This is a genomic window from Streptomyces sp. NPDC091289, assembly GCF_044757365.1.
In the GTDB taxonomy this organism is placed as follows: domain Bacteria; phylum Actinomycetota; class Actinomycetes; order Streptomycetales; family Streptomycetaceae; genus Streptomyces.
On sequence record NZ_JBIVUT010000019.1, the window covers coordinates 90,105 to 110,879 of the forward strand.

19 protein-coding genes and 1 tRNA gene are annotated in these 20,775 nt (G+C 74.0%); 8 read left to right on the top strand and 12 right to left on the bottom strand.

What is annotated here, in order from left to right; genetic code table 11:
- Positions 1-11 precede the first annotated feature (11 nt).
- Complete coding sequence (gene ehuB / locus ACIQPT_RS25065) at positions 12-914, bottom strand: ectoine/hydroxyectoine ABC transporter substrate-binding protein EhuB (protein ID WP_401158659.1); 903 nt, start codon at positions 912-914, stop codon at positions 12-14.
- Positions 915-1,138: 224 nt separating this feature from the next.
- On the opposite strand from ehuB, the gene ACIQPT_RS25070 reads away from it, so the two are divergent.
- The gene (locus ACIQPT_RS25070) at positions 1,139-1,609 is read left to right on the top strand and encodes a hypothetical protein (RefSeq protein ID WP_401158660.1); all 471 of its coding nucleotides are present in this window, start codon (positions 1,139-1,141) and stop codon (positions 1,607-1,609) included.
- On the opposite strand, the gene ACIQPT_RS25075 is transcribed toward ACIQPT_RS25070, so the two are convergent.
- The gene (locus tag ACIQPT_RS25075; RefSeq protein WP_401158663.1) at positions 1,581-2,624 is read right to left on the bottom strand and encodes a D-2-hydroxyacid dehydrogenase; all 1,044 of its coding nucleotides are present in this window, start codon (positions 2,622-2,624) and stop codon (positions 1,581-1,583) included. The genes ACIQPT_RS25070 and ACIQPT_RS25075 overlap by 29 nt on opposite strands.
- Before the next feature lie 224 nt (positions 2,625-2,848).
- Between ACIQPT_RS25075 and ACIQPT_RS25080 the strand changes: the two genes are divergently transcribed.
- A complete protein-coding gene (locus ACIQPT_RS25080; RefSeq protein ID WP_401158664.1) occupies positions 2,849-3,619 on the top strand; it encodes a decarboxylase in 771 nt (256 codons plus the stop codon).
- Positions 3,620-3,749: 130 nt separating this feature from the next.
- On the top strand, positions 3,750-4,892 hold the full coding sequence (locus tag ACIQPT_RS25085; RefSeq protein WP_401158666.1) for an LLM class flavin-dependent oxidoreductase: 1,143 nt from the start codon (positions 3,750-3,752) through the stop codon (positions 4,890-4,892).
- 23 nt (positions 4,893-4,915) lie between these two features.
- Here the strand turns inward: ACIQPT_RS25085 and ACIQPT_RS25090 are convergent, their stop codons facing one another.
- The gene (locus tag ACIQPT_RS25090) at positions 4,916-6,817 is read right to left on the bottom strand and encodes a putative bifunctional diguanylate cyclase/phosphodiesterase (RefSeq protein WP_401158668.1); all 1,902 of its coding nucleotides are present in this window, start codon (positions 6,815-6,817) and stop codon (positions 4,916-4,918) included.
- Between the two features lie 386 nt (positions 6,818-7,203).
- Between ACIQPT_RS25090 and ACIQPT_RS25095 the strand changes: the two genes are divergently transcribed.
- Positions 7,204-8,445: a M6 family metalloprotease domain-containing protein gene (locus tag ACIQPT_RS25095; RefSeq protein WP_401158840.1), complete on the top strand. Its 1,242-nt coding sequence runs from the start codon at positions 7,204-7,206 to the stop codon at positions 8,443-8,445.
- Between the two features lie 85 nt (positions 8,446-8,530).
- Here the strand turns inward: ACIQPT_RS25095 and ACIQPT_RS25100 are convergent.
- The 7 genes from ACIQPT_RS25100 to ACIQPT_RS25130 form a co-directional block, all read right to left on the bottom strand.
- Positions 8,531-8,604: transfer RNA gene (locus ACIQPT_RS25100), tRNA-Lys, on the bottom strand.
- On the bottom strand, positions 8,595-9,281 hold the full coding sequence (locus ACIQPT_RS25105) for a bifunctional DNA primase/polymerase (RefSeq protein ID WP_401158670.1): 687 nt from the start codon (positions 9,279-9,281) through the stop codon (positions 8,595-8,597). Before ACIQPT_RS25105 ends, ACIQPT_RS25100 begins: the two co-directional genes overlap by 10 nt.
- A gap of 242 nt (positions 9,282-9,523) precedes the next feature.
- Positions 9,524-9,865, bottom strand: coding sequence for a hypothetical protein (locus tag ACIQPT_RS25110; RefSeq protein WP_401158672.1), 342 nt, complete (start codon positions 9,863-9,865; stop codon positions 9,524-9,526).
- Between the two features lie 126 nt (positions 9,866-9,991).
- The gene (locus ACIQPT_RS25115) at positions 9,992-11,326 is read right to left on the bottom strand and encodes an AAA domain-containing protein (protein ID WP_401158675.1); all 1,335 of its coding nucleotides are present in this window, start codon (positions 11,324-11,326) and stop codon (positions 9,992-9,994) included.
- Positions 11,323-12,984, bottom strand: a complete 1,662-nt coding sequence (locus tag ACIQPT_RS25120) for a hypothetical protein (protein WP_401158677.1) — start codon at positions 12,982-12,984, stop codon at positions 11,323-11,325. The genes ACIQPT_RS25115 and ACIQPT_RS25120 overlap by 4 nt, the downstream gene beginning before the upstream one ends.
- On the bottom strand, positions 12,975-13,985 hold the full coding sequence (locus ACIQPT_RS25125; RefSeq protein WP_401158842.1) for a hypothetical protein: 1,011 nt from the start codon (positions 13,983-13,985) through the stop codon (positions 12,975-12,977). The genes ACIQPT_RS25120 and ACIQPT_RS25125 overlap by 10 nt, the downstream gene beginning before the upstream one ends.
- A gap of 106 nt (positions 13,986-14,091) precedes the next feature.
- Complete coding sequence (locus ACIQPT_RS25130) at positions 14,092-15,105, bottom strand: phosphatase PAP2 family protein (protein WP_401158679.1); 1,014 nt, start codon at positions 15,103-15,105, stop codon at positions 14,092-14,094.
- Between the two features lie 251 nt (positions 15,106-15,356).
- Between ACIQPT_RS25130 and ACIQPT_RS25135 the strand changes: the two genes are divergently transcribed.
- Positions 15,357-15,953, top strand: a complete 597-nt coding sequence (locus ACIQPT_RS25135) for a histidine phosphatase family protein (protein ID WP_401158681.1) — start codon at positions 15,357-15,359, stop codon at positions 15,951-15,953.
- Positions 15,954-16,219: 266 nt separating this feature from the next.
- Complete coding sequence (locus ACIQPT_RS25140; RefSeq protein ID WP_401158683.1) at positions 16,220-16,819, top strand: DUF1772 domain-containing protein; 600 nt, start codon at positions 16,220-16,222, stop codon at positions 16,817-16,819.
- Positions 16,820-16,905: 86 nt separating this feature from the next.
- Here ACIQPT_RS25140 and ACIQPT_RS25145 read toward each other — a convergent pair whose 3' ends face one another.
- Positions 16,906-18,312, bottom strand: coding sequence for a tetratricopeptide repeat protein (locus ACIQPT_RS25145; RefSeq protein ID WP_401158685.1), 1,407 nt, complete (start codon positions 18,310-18,312; stop codon positions 16,906-16,908).
- Positions 18,313-18,624: 312 nt separating this feature from the next.
- Here ACIQPT_RS25145 and ACIQPT_RS25150 point away from each other — a divergent pair, with 312 nt between their 5' ends.
- Together ACIQPT_RS25150 and ACIQPT_RS25155 are read left to right on the top strand one after the other, a co-directional pair.
- Positions 18,625-19,110 (top strand): hypothetical protein, encoded by a 486-nt coding sequence (locus ACIQPT_RS25150; RefSeq protein ID WP_401158687.1) that lies wholly within the window; start codon positions 18,625-18,627, stop codon positions 19,108-19,110.
- A 76-nt stretch (positions 19,111-19,186) separates the two neighbouring features.
- On the top strand, positions 19,187-20,161 hold the full coding sequence (locus ACIQPT_RS25155) for a spermidine synthase (RefSeq protein ID WP_401158689.1): 975 nt from the start codon (positions 19,187-19,189) through the stop codon (positions 20,159-20,161).
- Between the two features lie 29 nt (positions 20,162-20,190).
- On the opposite strand, the gene ACIQPT_RS25160 is transcribed toward ACIQPT_RS25155, so the two are convergent.
- Positions 20,191-20,757 (bottom strand): hypothetical protein, encoded by a 567-nt coding sequence (locus ACIQPT_RS25160; RefSeq protein ID WP_401158691.1) that lies wholly within the window; start codon positions 20,755-20,757, stop codon positions 20,191-20,193.
- Between the last annotated feature and the right edge of the window lie 18 nt (positions 20,758-20,775).

The window sequence follows — 20,775 nt, forward strand, 5'->3', positions numbered from 1 at the left end:
CGCCCGCCCCGTCAGCCCTTGCACAGATCCGCGGTCTTCAGATCGGCGGGCGGGATCTCCGTCTCCCCGAACCCGTACGGCTCCAGCAACTGCACATAGCGGGAGCGGTCGGAGACGATCTTCTTCAACTCGCGGTTGAAGGAGTCCCGCAGGTCCTCGTTGCCCTTGCGGAACACCGCGCCGCCCGGCGAGAACTGGGCGTTGCCGTCGATCTCCGGCACGAACGCCTCGGTGACCTCGGTGTCCGGGTTGGTCTTCGCCAGCCAGCGCAGCGAGATGCCGGTGAGCAGGAAGGCGTCGACGCGGCCGCCCTTGACGGCGTCCGCCCCGTCCTGCGGCTTCTGCAGCGTCTTGATCTTGCCTTCGGGGATGCCCGCGCCCTTGGCGTAACTGCCTTCCACGGCACCCGACATGACGCCGATGGTGATCCCCGCCTCCTTCGCGGAGGCCAGGTCGGTGATCTTCTTCGGGTTGCCCTTCTTCACCATCAGCGCGGTCGGCGAGATGAACTCCGGCTCGGAGAAGATCGCGTTGCCGCAGCGCTCCGGGGTGATGGCCATGCCCGCGCTGACCACGTCGTACTTCCCGGCCTGGAGCCCGGGGATCAGCCCGTCCCACTCGGAGAGCGTCGGCTTCAGCTCGTCCACGCCCAGCGCCTTGAAGATCTCGCGGTGCAGCGTCGGGGCCTCGCCCTTGAGCTCCTTGCCCTCCAGATACCCGTACGGGGCCTCGTTGGCGTACGCGACCCGTACGAAGCCCTGCTTGCGGAGCTTGTCCAGGGCACCCTCGCCCGTCGCGGAGCCGGCGTCGGTCTTGCTGCACGCGGTGAGGAGGCCGGGAACGACGAGGAGGCCGCCCACGGCCGCCGATCCGTTGAGGAAACCCCGGCGGGACAGATTCGGGAATTCAGCCATGGTTCGCAATCTCCTGGAGGTCGAACAGTCCGGACAGGGTGAGTGCCTGCCCGATCCCGTACGTCTATGCAGGAAGCCGGGGTCATGTAACCCAACAGTGGCCGGAAGGTGACCTTCCCGTGCCCGGAGGAGGGCGGAGCGCGACCGGGAGTGTGCGGGGCGTGTTCCCCGGTCACGCAGGACTCATGACTCCGCATCAGCCCCTTCTGTGATCAGGTGGCGTCATGGTTGCCATATGGACAAGCGTCGTAGCGGTCGGGGGCACGCTCATGGGTGCCGTGATCACGCACCTCTTCCAGCGCCTCGCGGCCACGCGCGGTGAGCTGTTCGCGCGGTCGGAGGCGCTCCGGCAGGAGCGTACGGCCACCTACAGTTCGTTCGCCGCGGCGGTGGAGGACTACCGCCACGGTCAGGCAGGCCGCTGGTACCGCATGCGGCAGAACGACCATGCGGGAGAGGCCTTCATCGAGGCGCGCGACGAGGCCCACCGCCTTCGGACTGCCACCCGGCAGGTGCTCTACCGGGTCAAACTGCTCACGGACGACCCAGAAGTGATCGCCGCCGCCGAACAGGCCTATGGGTGCACACGGGACGTGTCGACCGCGCAGGACCAGGCCGAGCACGATGCGCTGGACGCCGGGGCGAGGCAGGCGATCGAGGATTTCATCACCCGGGCCGCGCCGCTGACCCGTTGACACCCGGGCCGGAGACATCGGGCGGGCGCGGGCCGTCGGAGAGGTCCGGGCCGGCCGGCAGGTCCGGGGACGGTACGTAACCGAGCGCCTTGTCCACCGTGTTCGGCAACGGCTCGCCGCGCGACCACTGTTCGTACAGCGCCACGAACCGCTCGCCCAGCCGGTCGCGCCAGCCCGCGGTGTCCCCGCCCAGGTGCGGGGTGAGCACGAGGCCCGGGGTGTCCCACAACGGGCTTCCGGTATCCGGCGGTTCCTCCTGGAAGGTGCTGAGCGCCGCCCCCGCGAGCCAGCGGCGGTTCAGCGCGTCCACCAGGTCGGCCTCCACCACCGTCGCCGCCCGCCCCGCGTCGATGAACCGCGCCGACGGCTGGAGCAGCCCGAAGAACCGGGTGTCGAACATCCCGCGCGTCGACTCCGTCAGCGGGACCGCCGCGATCACCCAGTCCGCCCGCGCCGCCAGCCGGTCCAGATCCGCCACCCCGTGGATCGTGCGCCGGGCGGTCCGCCCCACCAGCGCCACCGTGACCCCCAGGCCGTGCAGCAGTCGGGTGATCTCCCGGCCGATCGGCCCCGCCCCCACGACCACCGCCCGCGACCCGGCGACCCGCTGCCCCTCCCGGTCGTGCCGCCGCCGCTGCCGCTGGAACTCCAGCGTGCCGGGGAGATCCGTGGCGAAGGCCAGCACCAGACCCGCCACGCACTCGGCGACCGGCCGCTCGAAGACGCCCCGCGCGTTGGTGAGAGTGGTGTCGGACGCGACCAGCTCCGGGCAGAGCAGCCGGTCCACGCCCGCGCTCGCCGTGTGCACCCAGCGCGGCCGAGCCCCCGGCCCGGGCCAGGACTCCCGCACCGCGTCGGAGGCCGTGTCCCACACGAGCAGCGCATCGGCGGCCGGGAGCAGCCCGGCGAGCGAGGAGGCGTCCGCGTACCGCACCTCCACCCGGCCGGTCAGCCGGCCGAGCCGCGGGGGCGGGTCGGCGCCGAGGACGAGCAGCACGGGCACGGGATCCGGCATCGGTGGTCGGCCCTCCGTGACGGAGCGGACGTACGGATCCGCCCACGCTCGCAGCAGGTCCCCCCTTCGTCAACGAGGCCCGGCCGCGCGCCCCGGTGCGCACGCGGGGGAATACTGGGAACAAGTCGGGGCAAGAGTGACCGGTCGCGCGGTCACGGCCGCCGCGCCCCCGTGCCGGGGCCGTCTGCCGCGCGGCGAGCCGTCGACGCACAGGAAGGGTGGACATGACGACCGTAGGACTTCTCTACCCGGGCCCGGGCCACGCCGCCGAGGACGACTTCCCACGGATCGAGATCCTGCTCGACACCGACATCCGGCTGCCCCTGTTCGCCACCGAGACCGGCGAGGACGCCTACCGCGCCGACGCGCTGCGCGAGCAGGGAGCCCCCGCCCGGCTCGCCGAAGGCGTCGAGGAACTGCGGCTGGCCGGGGCCGAGGCACTGCTCTGGGCCTCCAGCGGCGGCAGCTTCGCGCAGGGCTGGGAAGGCGCTCACGAGCAGGTCGCCACGCTCGCCCGGGCGGCGGGCCTGCCCGCCTCCAGCACCTCCATCGGCTTCGGCCACGCGGTACGGGAGCTGGGCGCGGGCCGGGTCGCCGTCGCCGCGCCCTACCCCGAGGACGTCACCGGGCTCTTCGCGGAGTTCCTGGCGTCGGCGGGCGTCGAGGTGGTGGCCGCCGCGTCCGGTGGGGCGGGCTCCTCGGTGGAGGCCGGGTCCTGGGGCCCGGACGGGGTGAAGCGGCTGGTGCGCGAGGCGGACCACCCGGACGCCGAGGTGGTGCTGATCCCGGACACCGCCCTGCACACCGCCGCGTACGTCCCCGAGCTGGAGGAACTGCTCGGCAAGCCCGTCCTCACGGCGAACCAGGTCACGGTGTGGGAGGGGCTGCGCCTCACCGACCGCCGGACCTGGGCCCCCGCGCTCGGCACCCTGTTCGCCACCCGTGAGCCGGTGCTGAGGTCGCTGGAGCCGAAGGGCATCGAGGTACGGGAGTAGCACCGCCGTGCAAGCCGGGCCAGTGCCGCCGCGCATGCCCGGGACCCTCCGGGAATAAAACGGAGTCGCCCTCCTGTTGTGTCTCTCCGATACGCAGACGTACGACAGCAGCACCGGGAGAGGCCGACACGTGGACGAGATCCGAGGCGACGAGACCCGCAGCGACGCGAGCGGCGGCGCGGCCGACGGTGACGGGATCCGGGGCGCCGCAGCCGGAACGGCCACCGTTCCGCTGTCCGTCCTCGACCTGGTCACCGTGGGGCAGGGCCGCACCGCGACCCAGGCCCTGCGCACCAGCGTGGACATCGCGAAGCTCACCGAGAGCCGTGGCTTCCACCGCTTCTGGGTCGCCGAGCACCACTCCATGCCCGGGGTCGCCTCGTCCTCCCCGGCCGTGATCCTGGCGCACATCGCCGCGCACACCGAGCGCATCCGGCTCGGCTCCGGCGGCGTGATGCTGCCGAACCACGCGCCCCTCGTGATCGCCGAGCAGTTCGGCACCCTGGAGGCGATGGCCCCGGGCCGGGTCGACCTCGGCCTCGGCCGGGCCCCCGGCACGGACGGTGCGACGGCGGCCGCGCTGCGCCGCAGCGACCGGCTCAACGAGGGCGCCGACGATTTCCCGCAGCAGCTCGGTGAGCTGATCCGCTTCCTGGACGACGACTTCCCGGACGGGCACCCGTACAGCCGGATCCACGCCGTGCCCGGCCCGGTCCAGGCGACCGCCCCCGGCGGGGTGCAGTCCGCGCACCGGCCGCCCGTCTGGCTGCTGGGATCCTCCGGCTTCAGCGCGCGGCTGGCCGGCACGCTCGGGCTGCCGTTCGCCTTCGCGCACCACTTCTCGGCGCAGAACACCATCCCGGCGCTCGACCTGTACCGCGAGTCCTTCCGGCCCTCCGCCGTGCTGGACGCCCCGTACGCCCTGATCGGGGTCTCGGCGCTGGCCGCCGACGACGAGGGCGAGGCGCGCCGCCAGGTGCTGACCGGCGCGCTGTCCATGGTCCGGCTGCGCACCGGCCGCCCGGGGCTGATCCCGAGCCCCGAGGAGGCGGAGGCGTACGACTTCTCCCCGATGGAGCGGGAGTTCGTCGACGGCTGGCTCGCCAACGTCATCCACGGCACCGCCGACGAGGTCCGCGGCGGCCTCGACGACCTGGCCAAGCGCACCGGCGCCGACGAGCTGATGATCACCGCCAACGCCCACGGCGGCGACGCGCGGCTGCGCAGCTACGACCTGATCGCGGACGCGTACGGCCTGCCCGCCGTCGCCTAGCCCGCTCCTACGGGTGGTCCCGGTCAGCCCTCCAGCGGCCGGGACCCGATCAGCCCGGCGATCAGCTCCGGCGCCACGGCCCGGGAGTACAGCCAGCCCTGCCCGGTGTCGCAGCCGATCCGCCGCAGCCGCTCCGCCTGCCCGGCCGTCTCCACGCACTCCGCGGTGACGGTCAGGCCCAGGCGGTGCGCCAGCTGCACCATGGCCTCCACGATCGTCTCGTCGGCCGGGCTCGGATGCGTACCGTCCTCGTACCGGAAGCCCTTCACGAACGCCCCGTCCAGCTTCAGGACCGAGACGGGCAGCCGGCTGAGGTAGGCGAGGTTGCTGTAGCCCGTCCCGAAGTCGTCGATGGCGATCCGTACGCCCATGTCGCTCAGCGCCTGGAGCGCGCGCAGCGGACGGCCGCCCGAGCCCATCACCGCCGACTCGGTCAGCTCCAGCTGGAGCAGCCCGGGAGCGAGCTCCGTCTCGGCCAGGATCTCGGCCACGTCGGCGACCAGGTCGGAGTCCCACACCTGCCGTACGGCGACATTGACGCTGATGAACAGCGGCGGCTCGGCCGGGTGGTCCAGTTGCCAGCGCCGCGCCTGCCGGCACGCGGTGCGCAGCACCCAGCGGCCGAGCTGGACGATCGAGCCGTCCTCCTCGGCGATCTGGACGAACCGATTCGGCGGGAGCACGCCGAACTGCGGATGGTTCCAGCGCACCAGCGCCTCGACCCCGCGCAGCACCCCGTCCGCCATCCCGACCAACGGCTGGTACTCCAGCGTGAATTCGCCGCGTTCCACGGCGGGCCGGAGCGTGGAGGAGAGGGACTGCCGGGTCATGCGGTGGGCGTTGCGCTCGGGGTCGAACAGGGTCCAGCGGGCCTTGCCGTCGGCCTTCGCCCAGTACAGCGTGGTGTCGGCGGCCTGCATCAGACCGGTGGGCGAGGTGCCCGCCGCGGTCCGCTCGACCACGCCGATCGACGCGGAGACCGAGAGCCGCTGCCCGGCCAGGTCGAACGGCTGCTGGAGCGCCGCGAGGACCGAGCGGGCCAGGTCGGTGAGCTCCTGCGTACCGGCCGAGTCCTCCACCAGGATCGCGAACTCGTCGCCGCCCAGGCGCGCCACCAGCCGGCTGCCGCCGGGATTGCGGGAGGCGTCGTTCTCGGCGCAGTCGGTGAGCCGTGCGGCGACGGCGGCCAGCAGCCGGTCCCCGGTCCGGTGGCCCAGGGTGTCGTTGATCGCCTTGAAGCCGTCCAGGTCCAGGTAACAGAGCCCGATCCGGGCGTGCTGCCGGGGCGGCATGGAGTCGTCCTGGTACGGCGGGGTCTCCAGTGCCGAGGCGAGCCGCTCGAAGAACAGCGTCCGGTTGGGCAGCCGGGTCACCGGGTCGTGCATCTGGAGGTGGCGCAGCCGCTCCTGGAGCTCGCGCCGGTCGCTGACGTCCGCGACCGTCAGCAGGACCCGGGCGGACTCCGCCGCCGACGCGCCGGTCATCGGTACGACGGTGATCTCGGCCCACAGGGAGCGCCCGTCGGGGTGCTTGAGGCGACGGGTGCAGCGGAACCGGGAACGGCGGCCCAGGAGGACCTCGCGGTAGGCGTGCCAGGTGCGGTCGTCGGAGGCGAGGTCGAGCAGCTCGCACGCCTGCCGCCCGGCGAGGCCCGCCGCCGGGGTGCCCAGCAGCCCGCCGAGCGCCTCGTTGGCCCGCACGACATGGCCCCGGCCGTCGACGACGCCCATGGGGAGCGTGGCGGCGTTGAAGGCGGCCCGGTGGTCGCGCAGCTCGGAGGCGGCCCGGTGGTCGTGCGGCTCGGTGGCGGTGGGGCCGTCACCGGCGGCCGGCGGGTCCGTCGCATGACGCTCCGTGACCGGCGCGGGGGGCACGCCGGGGGCCGTGCCTGCCGGGGCGCTCGGCCCTTCGGAGGTTCCGCTCACCGCTCGCTCCCGCTGTGAAGGTCGTCGTGAACTGGTGGGGTCGGACTGGCCACCGGGTGGCGGTCCCGTGAAGGGAGCCGTTCCACGCGGGAAAGCGTGGTGAAGCATAGAGGGTGCCGCGTCGGCCGTTCCAGCTCGCCGTCCGGTCCGGTCCGCCGCGCGGGTCCGCGCATGGCTGGTAGCAGGCGTTCCGCTTTGCCCGGTCCTGATCATTTCTGTGTGGATCTGTTGCATCGGGTGGCTGAACTGATCGACGGTGACGTTCCGTGAAGGTGTGGGCGGTGATTTTGACCGCTGACCCGTGTGGGGCAGCACAACAGGGCGTGGCGTGGTGAAGCGGCACAGGGTGGACGGGATGGACCGTGTTTCCCCACCCGGAGGTCGATGTGCCGTGCCGTCGCGGACCCGGGGGAGCGGAACGGCCGCCGCTGCGCAGTCTGGCCGCCGCCGCCACCTCCCTCCTGGCGCTCGCCGCCATGTCCCTCGTCGCGGGCCCCGCCGCGGCCGCCACGGGGGACGCGGCGCCCTGCGCCCTGCCCCGGACGGCGGCGCACCACTCACTCGGCCTGAACACGTGGAACACGGCCTATCCGCGCCCCGACGAGGGCCTCGACGCGATCATGATCTTCCTGTCCTTCCCGGACTCCGAGCCCACGCTCACCCCCGAGGTCCTCACCGCCGACCACTTCCCCGCCACCACCCGCTTCTTCGAACGCGCCAGTTACGGCCGGTTCACGCTGCGCGCCCACCCGCAGCGGACCTGGACGCGGATGCCGCGCGATTCCACCTGGTACGGCATAGAGCGGGACTGGAGCGCCGAGCGGCGCACCGCCTACCTGCGCGACGCCATCGACGCCGCCGACCCGGACGTCGACTTCTCCCGGTACGACGTCGTCTACCTGGTGGCCGACCCGGACGCGCCCGGCGTCGACTCCGACGCCACCAAGGTCGTCAACTTCGACCGGCCGCTGCGCGCCGACGACAGCGACATCCGGCGCGTCGTCACGGTCTTCGAGCAGCACCCGCCCGACCGCAACGTCCTCGCCCACGAGACCGGGCACGTCTTCGACCTCGCCGACCTCTACCACCGGCCCACCGACGGCAAGGGCGACTGGGACACCCACGTCGGCGACTGGGACGTCATGGGCAGCCAGTTCGGCCTCGCCCCCGACCTCTTCGGCTGGCACAAGTGGAAGCTCGGCTGGCTCGGCGGACGCCAGGTCGTCTGCGTCCAGGGCTCGGCCGACCTCACCCTGGAACCGGTCGCCGCTGCTCCCGTGCCCGGCGGGTCGATCGGGACCCGGCTCGCCGTCGTCCGTACCGGCGCCGGCAGCGCCCTGGCCATCGAGGCCCGCAGCGCCACCGGGAACGACCGGGGCACCTGCACCGAGGGCATCCTGATCTACCGCGTCCGCAGCGGGACGGCCTCCGGCGGCGGGCCCGTCGAGGTGGTCGACACCCATCCGAACACCGGGGCCTGCTGGGACCGCTCGGTCTACCCGCCGCTGGCCGACGCCCCGCTCGGGGTCGGGGAGACCTTCACCGTGCCGGGCGGCGACACCCGTATCGAGGTCGCCGACCGCACCCCGTCCGGCTCCTGGACCGTCCGGATCACCACGGGGGTCTGAACCCACGCTGTCCGGCGGCCCGCACACGAAGAAGCCCCCGCACACGAAGAAGCCCCCCGCTTTCGCGAGGGGCTTCTTCCGTCTGTGCGCCGTCAGGGACTCGAACCCCGGACCCGCTGATTAAGAGTCAGCTGCTCTAACCAACTGAGCTAACGGCGCCTGCTGACGTCGTAGACATTAGCATCCTGATCCGGCCGAGGAAAAATCGTATGCGCGGCACCCCGGGAGGACGCGGACCGGCTCACCCGCACACACGCCCAGAGCAGCACGTCGGGACCCGGAAGCCACGGATTGCGGGTGTCGGGGGCGACCACCCAGCGCGGCCCGCCGTCGGACGACGTGCAGGTCAGCGGCGGTACGGTCACGGCGTCACCGGTGCCGTGACAGAGCAGGGGCGGCACCTCCACGCGCCGCTCGCCGGAGCCCGCGGGGCCACCGGATCCCCACTCCTCCCAGGCGAGCAGCGAGGGCAGCCGCTGGGCCGTTCCGGGCGCGGCGAACAGCAGCATCCGGCCCCGGTGCGTGGCGACCGGACCGGAGCCGGGCCCCTCGGCCCAGAGCTGCTCCAGCATCCGCCGCCCGAACAGCGCCGGCACGTTCACGACGTCGAAGGCGGAACCGCAGGGGAGCACCCCGGGAGCCGTGGGGCGCTCCTCCCACTGGGCGAGCGTGCTGCGCGGGTAGGGAGCGGCCCCCGCCAGCCAGGCGGCGCCGGCCGCCGTGACCTGTGCGGCCTGAGGCCCGGACTGGTCCCGCAGCAGGGCGAAGATGTCGACGCCGTGGTGCGGGGCGGCACCGGCCTGCAGGGTCGTTTCGTCTTTCAGCCATGCGCTCATGGAGCAAGGTCTACCGGGAGTGACGGAAAGGATTCCGAGAGTTGCCGGAAACCGGGACAGGGCGGGAGGGGGAGGGGTATCTTGCCCGCCGGAATATGCCACGGGACCTGACCCCCGGCCTGACGGAACAGCACCTGCCCCGGCCGCCCCACCGGCCCCAAGGACTAACGTCCGCCCCGGCCGCCCCACAGGCCACACCGGCCCCACGGGACCCTCGGCTGCCCGGGAGGGCGCCCCGCACGTCAGGCTCCGGGCGCGTCCATCAGGGTGCGGCCGAACTCGATCATCTTCTTCGCGTAGTCCTCGGTCCACTCCGCGCGCTCCGCGACATCCGCCGGGGTCAGCCGGTCGAACCGGCGCGGGTCGGCGAGCTGGGCCGCCGCCAGCGCCTGGAACTCCACCGACCGGTCCGTCGCCGCCCGGAAGGCCTGCGTCAGCTCGGTCGCACGGGCCAGCAGCTCGCGGGGGTCCTCCATCGACTCCAGGTCGAAGAAGTGCTCCGGATCCGCCGTGGCCTGAGACGGCTCGAAGAGCAGCGGCGCGGGGCGCAGCCGCTGCCGTTCGTTCCGCTCGGACTGTGTCATGTGGTGTTCCTCCCTCGGGCGACCTGATGACCGGAAGACCCGGACGGCCACCCTCCATTGTCCAACCCCGCGCAAGGGGGCCGGGGCGTGCGGCGGGGGCGCGGGGGCGCGGGGGCGCGCCTCCGCTCAGGGCCGCCACCGCACCCGCCGCTCCGCGAGGTGGGCCAGCACCGCGTGGTTCGCCTCCCAGCCGTCGGGGAACTTCACCGTGACGCCGAGCTGGACCGGCTCCGTGGACGGATGCTCGTCCAGCAGGTCCGCCACCCCCTCCCGGCACACCACGACGCAGGCGTGCCGGTGGCGCGAGGCCAGCACGCACAGCCGGCCCGTCTCCAGGTGGAAGGCCGTGGCGTCGGGCCGGCCCGACAGCGGGTGCAGCACCACCGTGACGTCGAACTCGCGGCCCTGGAGCCGGTTCGCCGTGTCCACCGCCACTCCGGTGACGCCCAGGTCACCGAGGGCGGCCCGGACCGCCGCCGCCTGGTCCCGGTGGGCCGTGCCGACCGCCACCCGGTCCGCCGTCACCGGCACCGGCTCCTCGGCCCGCTCGCTCGTCGCGACCCCGCCCCGGTCCAGCAGCCGCCGGACCACCAGCGCCACCGCCCGTACCGCCTCGGGGTCGGTACGCGGGGTGTGCCGGGCGGGCAGCTCCAGCAGCCCCCACCCGGACTCCGCCGCCTCGTCCAGCACCCGGTCGGGCCCCGACCCGTCCGACGCCACCCCGAAGGAGAGCTTCCGGTCGCCGTGGTCCGTACCGCTGCGGAACGGCGTGTACGGGTAGAACGCGTCCGACACCAGCGGGGCCGCCGACGCCGGGAGCCGCCACGACACCGGCAGCCGGTGCTGCGGCAGCTCCGGATTGTGCGCGAGCAGCGTGGACACCGCGCTCGCCGACGGGTCGTAGCTCAGCCCCGCCCACTGGTCCGCGCCCACGATCGAGAACGGGTCCAGCTGGCCCGGGTCCCCGACGAACAGCGCCCGCTCGAACAGCCCGGCCACGGCCAGCAGCGCGTCCGAGCGCATCTGGTACGCCTCGTCGACGATCGCGTGCCCCCACGGCTCCACGTTCTTCACATGCGCCCACTTGGCGGCCGTCGAGATCACCACGTCGAGCCCGGCCAGATCCGCCGCCTTCGCCGACTTCCGTACGTTGTCCAGCCCGTCCAGGACTTTGTCGTACGGGTCGGAGTCGCTGCTGTGCAGCCGGCCCACCGGCAGCTCCGGGTCCTTCTCCGCGAGCCGCACCACCAGGTCGTCGACCTGGGCATTGGTCTGCGCGATCACCATCAGCGGATGCCCGGCGGCGGCCAGCTCCATCGCCGCCCGGACCACCAGCGTCGACTTCCCGGCGCCGGGAGGCGAGTCCACGACGATGCCCCGGGAGGCGCCGCGCAGGGTGTCGTCGAGGATCGCGCCGGTCGCGCGCGCCGCCTCCGCGCCCGGGTCGAAGACGGTCCTCACAGCAGATCCTCCGGGGTCACGGGGTCGGGTCGCTCCGCCCGCACGGCGGCGTCCGCACCCGGCGGGCCGCCGTGGGTCCACGGCGTCTCCTCCGGGTCCGGCAGCTTCGGGCCGCCGCGCTGGTCGTGCTCGAACAGGGTCCAGGCGATCCGCTCCCCGGGCTCCGGCACCGAACCGGGCGCGGGCTCCTTGCCCCGGCCCATCCGGTCCAGGATCCGCAGCACCAGCAGGATCTCGCCGTCGTCGGCGACCGCCGGGGAGGCGTCCGCGCCGGCCGCGTCCTCGTCGGCGGGGGAGGCGTCCGCGTACCGCACGAACTCCGCCGTCTGCGGCTTGCCGTCCAGCGAGCGGTAGACCTTCGTCCGCTCGCCCAGATGCGGACGCTCGTCCGTGCGGACCGTGACCAGCGGGCGCGGGGAGGGCCGCTTGGACTCGGTGTACGCCATCTCCACCCCGGTCACCGTGGCGAGGAACGCCTCGCCCGCCAACCGCCGCCCCGCCAGCACCAGCGGATCGTCCAGCGCCTCCTGCGCCTCCAGCTGGGCCTGGGCGGTCTCCCGGGAGGCCAGCTTCTGGGCCGCCGTCACCGCGTCGTCGCGGCGCGGCTGCGGCGGCTCGCCCGAGCGCACCCGGTCCCGGTGCCCGGTGAACGACCACCGGTCCCGGGTCCAGCGGTCCTCGGCCCGGGACCCCTCGGGCAGCTCCCGCAGCAGATCGAGACCCCGCCACACCGCGTCCCAGGTCGGCAGCATCACCTTCGCCAGCAGGGAACGGATCTCCCGCTCGGCGTCGCTCAGCTCACCGAGGCGGGCATCCGCCGCGAGGCCGTCCTCGGCGGCCGCGAACGCCGTGCGCGCCCGGTCGTACCGCTCGATCGCCGGGGCCAGCAGACGGTTGTCGAAGTCCGGGTCGGTCGCCGGACCCGCCGGCGGACACAGCAACTGGCCGTCCCCGTCCCGGGCCAGCTCCGCCCGCAGCGCCGCCTCGGCCCCCGAGGACCCGGCCGGCGGGTCGATCCAGGCCAGCAGCGCGCCCAGATGCTGGTCCTCCAGGCTGCTCTGCCCGGTCGCCCAGTGCCGGTTCAGCAGATCCGTGGCGGCCGGCAGCAGCGAGGAGCCGGGCACCCGGGCCCGCTCCCCGTAATGCGTCAGCCAGCGGCCGAGCAGCGGCACCCGGGCCGGAGCCGGATACGGGGTGTCCGGATCGTCCTCGGCGGTGCGGCGGAACCGCATGGACCTCCCCAGCAGCCGCACGAACTCGACGCCCGCCCGGCTCGGCACGATCAGCTGCGCGGCGTCCGTGCACAGCTCCACCTCGACCTTGGTCTTCTTGCCGGTCGCCGGGTCCGTCTCGTTGCGCTCGGCGGGCTCGACGACGTCCGCGTACGCCTCGATGTGCGGCAGGACCGCCTCCGCCAGCTCGGCCAGGAACGCGAACCGCAGATCCCGGTCGCGCGGCTGGGCGACGGCCAACAGCCGGGGCGCCTCCCGGTCCGTGCCGACCAGCGCCCCGAGCGGGGCCCCGGCCTCACCGGCGGTGGTCAGCGGGACCAGCACCAGCGGCCGGTCGGTGAGATGACGGTGCCGGACGGTCGCCAGCGGCTGGGCGCGGCCGGTGTCGACGGCCTCCAGCCGGGCCAGCGTGGTGATCAGCGACATACGGCCGCACCCTCCGGACCCGCCGCCGCTTCGGCACGCGGCACGGAGGCACGCTCCAGCGCCTCGGCGCGCAGGGCGGCGGCCCGGCGCAGCGCGGCGACCGTCGGATCGGCGGGATCGCCCTCCTTGCCCGCGGCGGCCGCCAGCACCCCGGCCACCGTCGTCAGCCCGCCCAGCTCACCGCGCACACTGCGGCCCAGCGCCTCCACCGCCCCCTCGGCCCGGGACTTCGACCGGCAGTGGAAGGCCAGCTCACAGGCGGCCAGGCACTCCGGGGCGTAGGCCGGGGGCACCGCCGCCACGGCGGCGTCCAGCTCCTCGGGCGGGCACGCGGGGTCGAACGTCGTCCCCTCCGGCAGCGCCGCCGCGATGTCCTCGACGCGCGTCAGCCGGGTCAGCTGCCGGCGGGTCACGGCCCGCTGCTTGCGTACGTCCACGACGGAGGCGGTCGGCAGGTTCGAGAAGTCCTTGGGGCAGACCAGCAGCACCCGGTGCCCGACCTCGGCACCCTCCGTGACCGCCGCGACCCGCTCCAGCGCCAGCACGTACACCGCGGCCTGCCGGGCGGCGGCGCCGACCTTCGACGCGTCGGCCGACGCGTCGATCATCGGGAACGACTTGATCTCGACGACCGTCCACCGGCCGTCGGGGTGCACCACGACCGCGTCGGGCTCCAGATAGGCGGGGGAGCCCGCCACCTCCAGGGCGAGCATCGGATGGTCCAGCAGCGCCCAGCCGCCCGCCGCCGTGGCCTCCCGCAGGGCCAGCGCGGTGCGCGCGGCGCGGCCCTCGGGACCGGCGGCGCTCAGATCGGGGGTGGCGGCGTCCCCGGCCGGGGGCGGAGCACCGCCGCCGAGCCGCTCGTACAGCAGGCGCAGCAGCTCGGCGCCGCCGTCGGCCTTGACCTTCGCCTCGAACGCGTTGCCCCGCATGAAGGCGAACTGGGACTGCCCGAAGGGGGCGGGGGAGCCGAGCGCGGTGGCCAGCACACCCTTGTCCACCCCGGCCCCGTCGAGCAGGGCCCGCCGTTTGCAGCCGGGGTTGGCGGCCAGGGCGGCGAGGGCTCTGGCATCGAGCGGATGCGGCGCGACGGACGGACCGCGCAGCTCAGCGAGCCGCTGCCGGAGCGTCGTCGCTCGCGGCCGCGTCGGCGGCGTCTCTGTCTGCCGCGCCGCCGACTGCCGTGCCGGGGGGATCTGCGGAGGTGGTCCGCTGGCCGGGGATTCGCTCACCCGGGGAAGTCTTGCACCCGGCACTGACATTCGGGGACACAGTCGCAGAGACGTCCTCGGGAACGGCGCCCCGGCCACTCCGGAACCGGTCGCCGAACAGCGCCGCGACCGGGCCGGCGACCCGGACCCCGGCCCACGCCTTGAACCGGTCGGCCAGCCGCATGACGGGCCTGACCAGCAGGGCTCCGATGCCCATCACCGCGGCGCCCGCGACGGCGTCGAGGAAGTAGTGGTTGGCGGTGCCCATCACGACGATCGTCGTGAGCAGCGGATAGGCGATGCCCGCCGCCCGTACGAGGGGATGACGGCCGTGCCGCCACAGCAGGATCCCGCACCAGAGGGACCATCCGACGTGCAGGCTGGGCATCGCCGCGTACTGGTTGGTCATCCCGCTCAGCCCGCGCGGGGCGCTCGCCCCCGCGCCCCACCAGCCGTAGGCGCTGTACTGCGCCATCGTGTCGACGAAACCGTGGCTCGCGTCCAGCAGCCGGGGCGGACAGGTCGGCATCAGCGTGAAGCCGACCAACCCCAGCAGCGTGGAGTTCATCAGCCAGACCCGGGCCGCCCGGTACGCCGCCGACCTGCGCCGGAACATCCATATGAGGACGGCCGGGGTGACCAAATAGTGCAGGGACGCGTACGCGAAGTCGGCGGGTATCCCGAGCGACGGGGTGCTGGTGAAGAGACGGTTCAGCGGATGCTCGGCGTTGAGGTACAGCGCCTGTTCCAGCCGCAGGATCGCCAGACCGTGGTCGACCGCGGTCGACACATCGCCGCGCACCAGGAGCCGGCCCACCGAATACAGCGCGTACACCACCGCGATCAGTGGCAGCTCCGTCCACCAGCGGGGCCGATGACCGGTCGCGGGCGGCGCGGTGGCGTGCGGCATCCGGTAGCTCTCCCCATGTTCATGCGGCCGACGGCGGGCGTTCAACCGTACGGCGGCACCGTGCCGCCGCTTCCCCCGGGGGGTCCCCTGCCGGACATCCCGTACGCAGTGGTCCCCGGCGTGGTCCGATGCGGTCGGCGGGGGCTGCTCTGGGAGGGACGTCCGCGCGGCCCCGGAGGTTGCCTGCCCGGTCGGTACGGGATGATGGAAGGCCCAGTACCCACGTTTCCAGCGTTTCAGGGAGAGCCGTCATGGCACCGCGCATCCTGCTCGCCCGGCACGGCCAGACCCAGTGGTCGGTCCAGGGCAACCACACCGGCAGGACGGACATCCCGCTCCTGGACAGCGGGCGCGAGGACGCCAAGCTGCTCGGTGAGCGGCTGCACCGGGAGCCCTGGGCGGGGCTGCCCGGCGTCGAGGTCCGCACCAGCCCGCTCGTCCGGGCCGCCGAGACCTGCGAACTCGCCGGGTTCGGTGAGCGGGCCGAGCCGTGGGACGCGCTGATGGAGTGGGACTACGGGGCGTACGAGGGGCTGACCTCGCCGCAGATCAAGGCGGACCGGCCCGACTGGCTGATCTGGCGCGACGGGGTCCCGGACGGGGAGTCCGTCGCCGACGTCACCGCCCGCGCGGACGAGGTCGTCGCCTGGGCGCGCTCGGCGGACCGGGACGTCCTGGTCTTCGCCCACGGCCACATCCTGCGGGCGCTGGGCGCGCGCTGGCTGGGCGAGGATCTGTCGTTCGGCGCCCGCATCCGCCTGGAGCCGACGTCGCTGTCGGTCCTGGGCTGGGCGTACGGCCTGCCGGCCGTGGAACGCTGGAACGACACGGGGCACCTGGAGCGGTAGGGGCAGTGAGCCCGTCCGGCCACCTTCAAGCCCGTCCGGCGATTGAGGACGGAACCCTTCGGCCGGTGGGCGGGCTCTTCACGGACCCCGTGGCGCGGGAGGCCCTGTACCGGCACCCGGAAACGTGCTCACCGGTTCCGTCCTCAAACGCCGGACGGGCTGGGTTCGCGCACGACCACGGGCGCCGGGCTTCCTTCAATCACGGAAGGTCCCGCCGTGTTCTGCTTTTCTGAGCGCATGATCACTACCCCGACGGAGATGCCGTCATGACCGGGCAGCAGCGTGTCGGAGACAGCGCCTTCAGGACCGTCGTCCTGATCCTGGCCACGATGACGACCGGACTGATCGCGGGCGTCTTCGTGAACTGGTCGAACACGATCATGCCCGGCCTGAGCAACGTCGATGACCGCACCTTCGTCGAGGCCTTCCGAGCGCTCGATGCGGCGATCACCAATCCGCTGTTCCTCGGTGTGGGGCTCCTGGGCTCGCTGCTGTTCACGGGCCTGTCCGTCGTTCTCCACCTCCGTGCGGGGCAGCGGCCGGTGCTGATGTGGGCCGGGGCGGCACTGGTGTGCGTCCTGGCGGTACTCACGATCACGTTCGCTGTCCATGAGCCCCTCAACGAGAAGATCCGGACGGCCACGGAGCTCGGCGGCAACGCCGAGCTCGCGGCGGTACGCGCCCAGCTCGACGAAACGATGTGGACGGCCTGGAACACCGTGCGGGCTGTCGCGGCGACGATCGGGTTCGGCTGCCTCACCTGGGCACTCGTGATCCATCGCGGGACCGGCCAGGCGGCCGGCCGGCCGACAGAGCGGCCGGCGGCCGGCTCGGGCGACCCACGGTGGGACACCCGCCGGCGATAGGACGGGCTCGCGGACCGTGAACCACTCCTGACCCGGCGCGGCCCGCCGGCCGGGGCTACTCAGAACCGGGGGTCACACACAGCCACTCACCTGGCCGGGGCCGAGTCCCGGTGGCGGGTCAGGAAGGACGCCGCCCCGGATCCTCCACCCGCCCCCGACTCCAGCATCCGCGCCGCCCCCGCCAACATCCCCCGGATCCGCGACGACTGCACCCGGGTCAGCAGATCCAGCACCTGGTGCCCCGTCGCCGCCGCCTCGTCCGGCCGCCCCGCCCGCGCCAGGTCACCCGTGAGCTGGGCCCGGTACAGCGCCAGGTTCCGGGTGAAGTGCGGGTCCTGGAGCGCCGTCGCCCGCCGTCCGTGCCGCGCCGCCCGGGACCAGTCGCCCAGCGCCGACCAGCACTGCGCCTCCAGCAGCTCCAGCTCCGCCTCCCGGAAGAAGCTCATCCACTCCGGATCACCCGACGCCGGGCCCCGGTCGAACGCCGCCCGGGCCCGCCCGATCGCCCGGTCGCACCCCGTACGGTCACCGAGCCCCGCCCGGCCCCCCGCCTCCCGCAGCGCGAGCAGCGCCAGCAGCCGGGGCGACCCCAGCGTGCGGGCGGCCCGCTGGCCGGCCTCCGCCGCCCGTACCGCCTCCCGGGGCCGGCCCGCGTCCCGGGCCAGGAACGACGTGTTGCAGAACGCGTGTGCCTCGAGCCGCGCGTCCCCGGCCAGCCGCGCCGTGGCCAGCGCCTCCGCGTAGTGCGAGCGGGCGTCGTCGAAGCGGCCCGAGTCGTGGGCCAGCCACCCCACGGAGATGGCCAGCTCGCCCGCGCCCGCGTGCAGCCGGTCCGAGGTGGCGCGCCGTGCGGTGGTCCCGGCGTCCAGCAGCTCGTACGCGGCGCGCAGCGGCTGCGCGGCCCGCCGGTACAGCCCGTCCGCGCCGTGCCGGTCGTCCAGCAGCCGGATCTGCCGTACGGCCTTCTCGACGGCGTTCACCTCCGCCTCGCCGACCCGGCGCTGCGCGGGCAGAGAGACCCGGGCGGCGGAGGCGGGCGCCCCGCCGAGACCCAGGGAAGCGGCCGCCACCGTGGCGGTACCGCTCGTCATGAACATGCGACGCAGCACGTCGCTCTCCTCGGGGGTGGGGATGGGGATGTCGTCGGGTTCGGTGTCGCGGCGGAGGGAGCCGGGACCGGCAGGGGAAGGGGCGGACACGGGCGGGGGTTCGGACACGACCCGCGCGCCCCGCCCCCGTACGCTCTCGCGGGCCGAGAACCCCAGGTCGGCCAGGGACGCCCCGGGGAACATGTGCAGGAAGACGCGTTCGTAGGCGTAGTTGGGGCAGCGGATCTCCCCGGACTCCACCCGCCCGATGTACCGGGCGTCGCACGCGACCTGCTCCCCGATCTCCCGCGCGGCCCTGCGGACCGCCGCCGCGAACTCTCCGGCGGAGCGCTGTCCGCGCAGCCGGCGGAAGGTGAGGTTGGGAACTGCCGCTGTCGACACCATGGCCGGCCCCTCTCTGGTGCGGCCGGGATGCGTGGTTCCCGGTGTCCCGGCGGAGCAAGAACGTACCTGCTGTGACGAGTCGCACACACAGCGTTTCGTTGCGAAAGGGGCATTCCGCCCCCGATCCGCCATGAACTGCCACCCTTTGCGGCGGTGTGGGCCCGTAGCCCTTGACGCACCCGCGGCGTTGGTCCATGTGGAGACGGAGTGTGGCTCCGTTCGGCGATGAGAGGAGGGGTTCCCTTGTTGCATCTCGGCAGGGAGACCGGCTCACGGACGACCGCGACGAAACCGATGCCCCCGACCATTCCGATGCCCCCGACCATCCCTGCGACCCCGACCATTCCGACGGCCCCGGCCGGTCCGACGGCCCCGGCCGGTCCGACGGCCCCGGCCGGTCCGGCGGCCCCGGCCATTCCGACGGCCTCGACCGACCCGGCGGGGCGGGACCAGTCCTGCGACCTCGTCACGGTCCCGGCGCGGCAGGGCCTGGAAGCCGTCGACATCCTCCGCCGGGGGCGGGACCAGGAGCCCGTCGGCCCGGTCCTGCACGACGGCGCCTGCGACACCCTCGGCTTCATCGTGCCGCCGGGCACCGCCGACGCCTGGGACGTACCCGGCAGCGCCTGTACGCGGACCGACGGGCGCGGGCTGCGCATCCCCGCCGAGCCGCCCGGCTCCGGCTCCGGCTGGCTGCTCCCGCCCGCCGACGACGCCCCGGTCACCGATCCGGCCGTGCTCCGCGCCGCCCTCGACCAGGCCGCCCGGCTGATCGAGGCGGCCGACAACTGCTGCTGAGCCCATAATGGCCGGACGGGCGGAACGCTCCGCCGCGGCCGGCGACCCGGGCCCCCACCAGCAAGGACCAGCGAACGTGGCACGTCGAGGAGCGCCGGCCCGGGGCAAGAACAAAGCCGCGGGCAAGGACAAATCCGCGGGCGGGGACAAGGCCGGCGGCGCCAAGGCGCAGGCGCGCGACGAGCGCCGGACCGGCGGCCGGGGCTCCGGGCGGGCCGAGCGCGAGCCGGTCTCCCGGCCGGTCGGCGGCGGGCTCGCCGAGCTCATACCCGACCGGGAGCGCCCGCACGGCTGGACGCTCCTGATCGACGGCGCCCCGCAGTCCCACGTGGACCTCGACGACCCCACGCACCTCTCGTTCGCCTACCAGCGCCGCCTCGGCCACGTCATCGACCTCGCCGCTCCCGCGCACCGGCCGCTGCACGTCCTGCACCTGGGCGGCGGCGCGTTCACCCTCGCCCGGTACACCGCCGCGACCCGCCCCCGCTCCACCCAGCAGATCGTCGAGCTCGACGCGCCCCTCGTGCAGCTCGTCCGCGACCACCTCCCGCTGGATCCCCAGGCCCGGGTCCGGGTCCGGGCGGCCGACGCCCGCGAAGGGCTCGGCAGGTTCCCGGACGGCTGGGCGGACCTGGTCATCGCGGACGTGTTCAGCGGGGCCCGCACCCCCGCGCACCTCACGTCGGCCGAGTTCCTCACCGAGGTCCGCCGGGTCCTGAAGCCCGAGGGGCGGTACGCGGCCAACCTCGCCGACGGCCCCCCGCTCGCCCATCTGCGCGGCCAGGTCGCCACCGCCGCCGCCGTCTTCCCCGAACTGGCGCTGGCCGCCGACCCGGTGGTGTGGCGGGGCCGCCGCTTCGGCAACGCGGTCCTGCTCGCCTCGGCCCTGCCGCTCCCGGTCGCGGAGTTCACCCGACGGGTGGCGAGCGACCCGCACCCGGGCCGCGTCGAACACGGCCGTGCGCTCACCGACTTCACCGGCGGCGCGGCCGTCGTCACCGACGCCGCGGCCAAGCCGTCCCCCGCGCCGCCGCCCTCGGTCTTCGAGTAGCCCGGGCCACGCCCGACGATCCGGACGGCCTACGGGGCGACGATCTGCACCAGCGGCGGATGCCCGTTCCAGGTACAGAACACGGAGTACGTCGTTCCGTCCTTCCCGCCCCCGTCGCTGAAGTCGACCCGGATCCAGGCGTCGTTCGTCCACACCTGCATCGACCAGCCCGGCTCCGGAGTCGCCGAGACGAGCTTCGCCGCGTCGGAGCCCAGCTCGAACACGACCCGGCCGCCGTCGGTGCGATAGCTCTTCACCTCGCCGGACGTCGAGGACGCGGGCGGCTTCGCCGGGGGCGCCGACGGCGTACGGGAGGGGCGCGAGGCCGACGGGGACGGGCGCGCGCCACCGGCGCTCGGAGAGGTGGAGGCGGAGGCGGAAGGGGAGGGCGACGCCCGGTGCGTCGAGGAGACGAGGGGCGCCTCGGTGGACTGCCCGATGCGCTGAGGAGGCCCCGCGCCCACCGAGATCGGCACGGCCCGGGGCGGGTCGTACGCCGTCCCCGTCATGACCGTGTGCACACCCCACCACGAGAGCGTGACCGCCGCGCCGGTGGCGAGCGTCCACGCCAGCGCGTGTGCGATTCCTCGTTGCATCCGGCACATCCTGCACCA

Bases quoted from the DNA above. Each gene is read 5' to 3' on its own strand.
- ACIQPT_RS25070 (WP_401158660.1), top strand. From the start codon at position 1,139: ATGGTTGCCATATGGACAAGCGTCGTAGCGGTCGGGGGCACGCTCATG.
- ACIQPT_RS25075 (WP_401158663.1), bottom strand. From the start codon at position 2,624: ATGCCGGATCCCGTGCCCGTGCTGCTCGTCCTCGGCGCCGACCCGCCC.
- ehuB (WP_401158659.1), bottom strand. From the start codon at position 914: ATGGCTGAATTCCCGAATCTGTCCCGCCGGGGTTTCCTCAACGGATCG.
- ACIQPT_RS25080 (WP_401158664.1), top strand. From the start codon at position 2,849: ATGACGACCGTAGGACTTCTCTACCCGGGCCCGGGCCACGCCGCCGAG.
- ACIQPT_RS25130 (WP_401158679.1), bottom strand. From the start codon at position 15,105: ATGCCGCACGCCACCGCGCCGCCCGCGACCGGTCATCGGCCCCGCTGG.
- ACIQPT_RS25110 (WP_401158672.1), bottom strand. From the start codon at position 9,865: ATGACACAGTCCGAGCGGAACGAACGGCAGCGGCTGCGCCCCGCGCCG.
- ACIQPT_RS25140 (WP_401158683.1), top strand. From the start codon at position 16,220: ATGACCGGGCAGCAGCGTGTCGGAGACAGCGCCTTCAGGACCGTCGTC.
- ACIQPT_RS25145 (WP_401158685.1), bottom strand. From the start codon at position 18,312: ATGGTGTCGACAGCGGCAGTTCCCAACCTCACCTTCCGCCGGCTGCGC.
- ACIQPT_RS25150 (WP_401158687.1), top strand. From the start codon at position 18,625: ATGCCCCCGACCATCCCTGCGACCCCGACCATTCCGACGGCCCCGGCC.
- ACIQPT_RS25160 (WP_401158691.1), bottom strand. From the start codon at position 20,757: ATGCAACGAGGAATCGCACACGCGCTGGCGTGGACGCTCGCCACCGGC.
- ACIQPT_RS25120 (WP_401158677.1), bottom strand. From the start codon at position 12,984: ATGTCGCTGATCACCACGCTGGCCCGGCTGGAGGCCGTCGACACCGGC.
- ACIQPT_RS25105 (WP_401158670.1), bottom strand. From the start codon at position 9,281: ATGAGCGCATGGCTGAAAGACGAAACGACCCTGCAGGCCGGTGCCGCC.
- ACIQPT_RS25135 (WP_401158681.1), top strand. From the start codon at position 15,357: ATGGCACCGCGCATCCTGCTCGCCCGGCACGGCCAGACCCAGTGGTCG.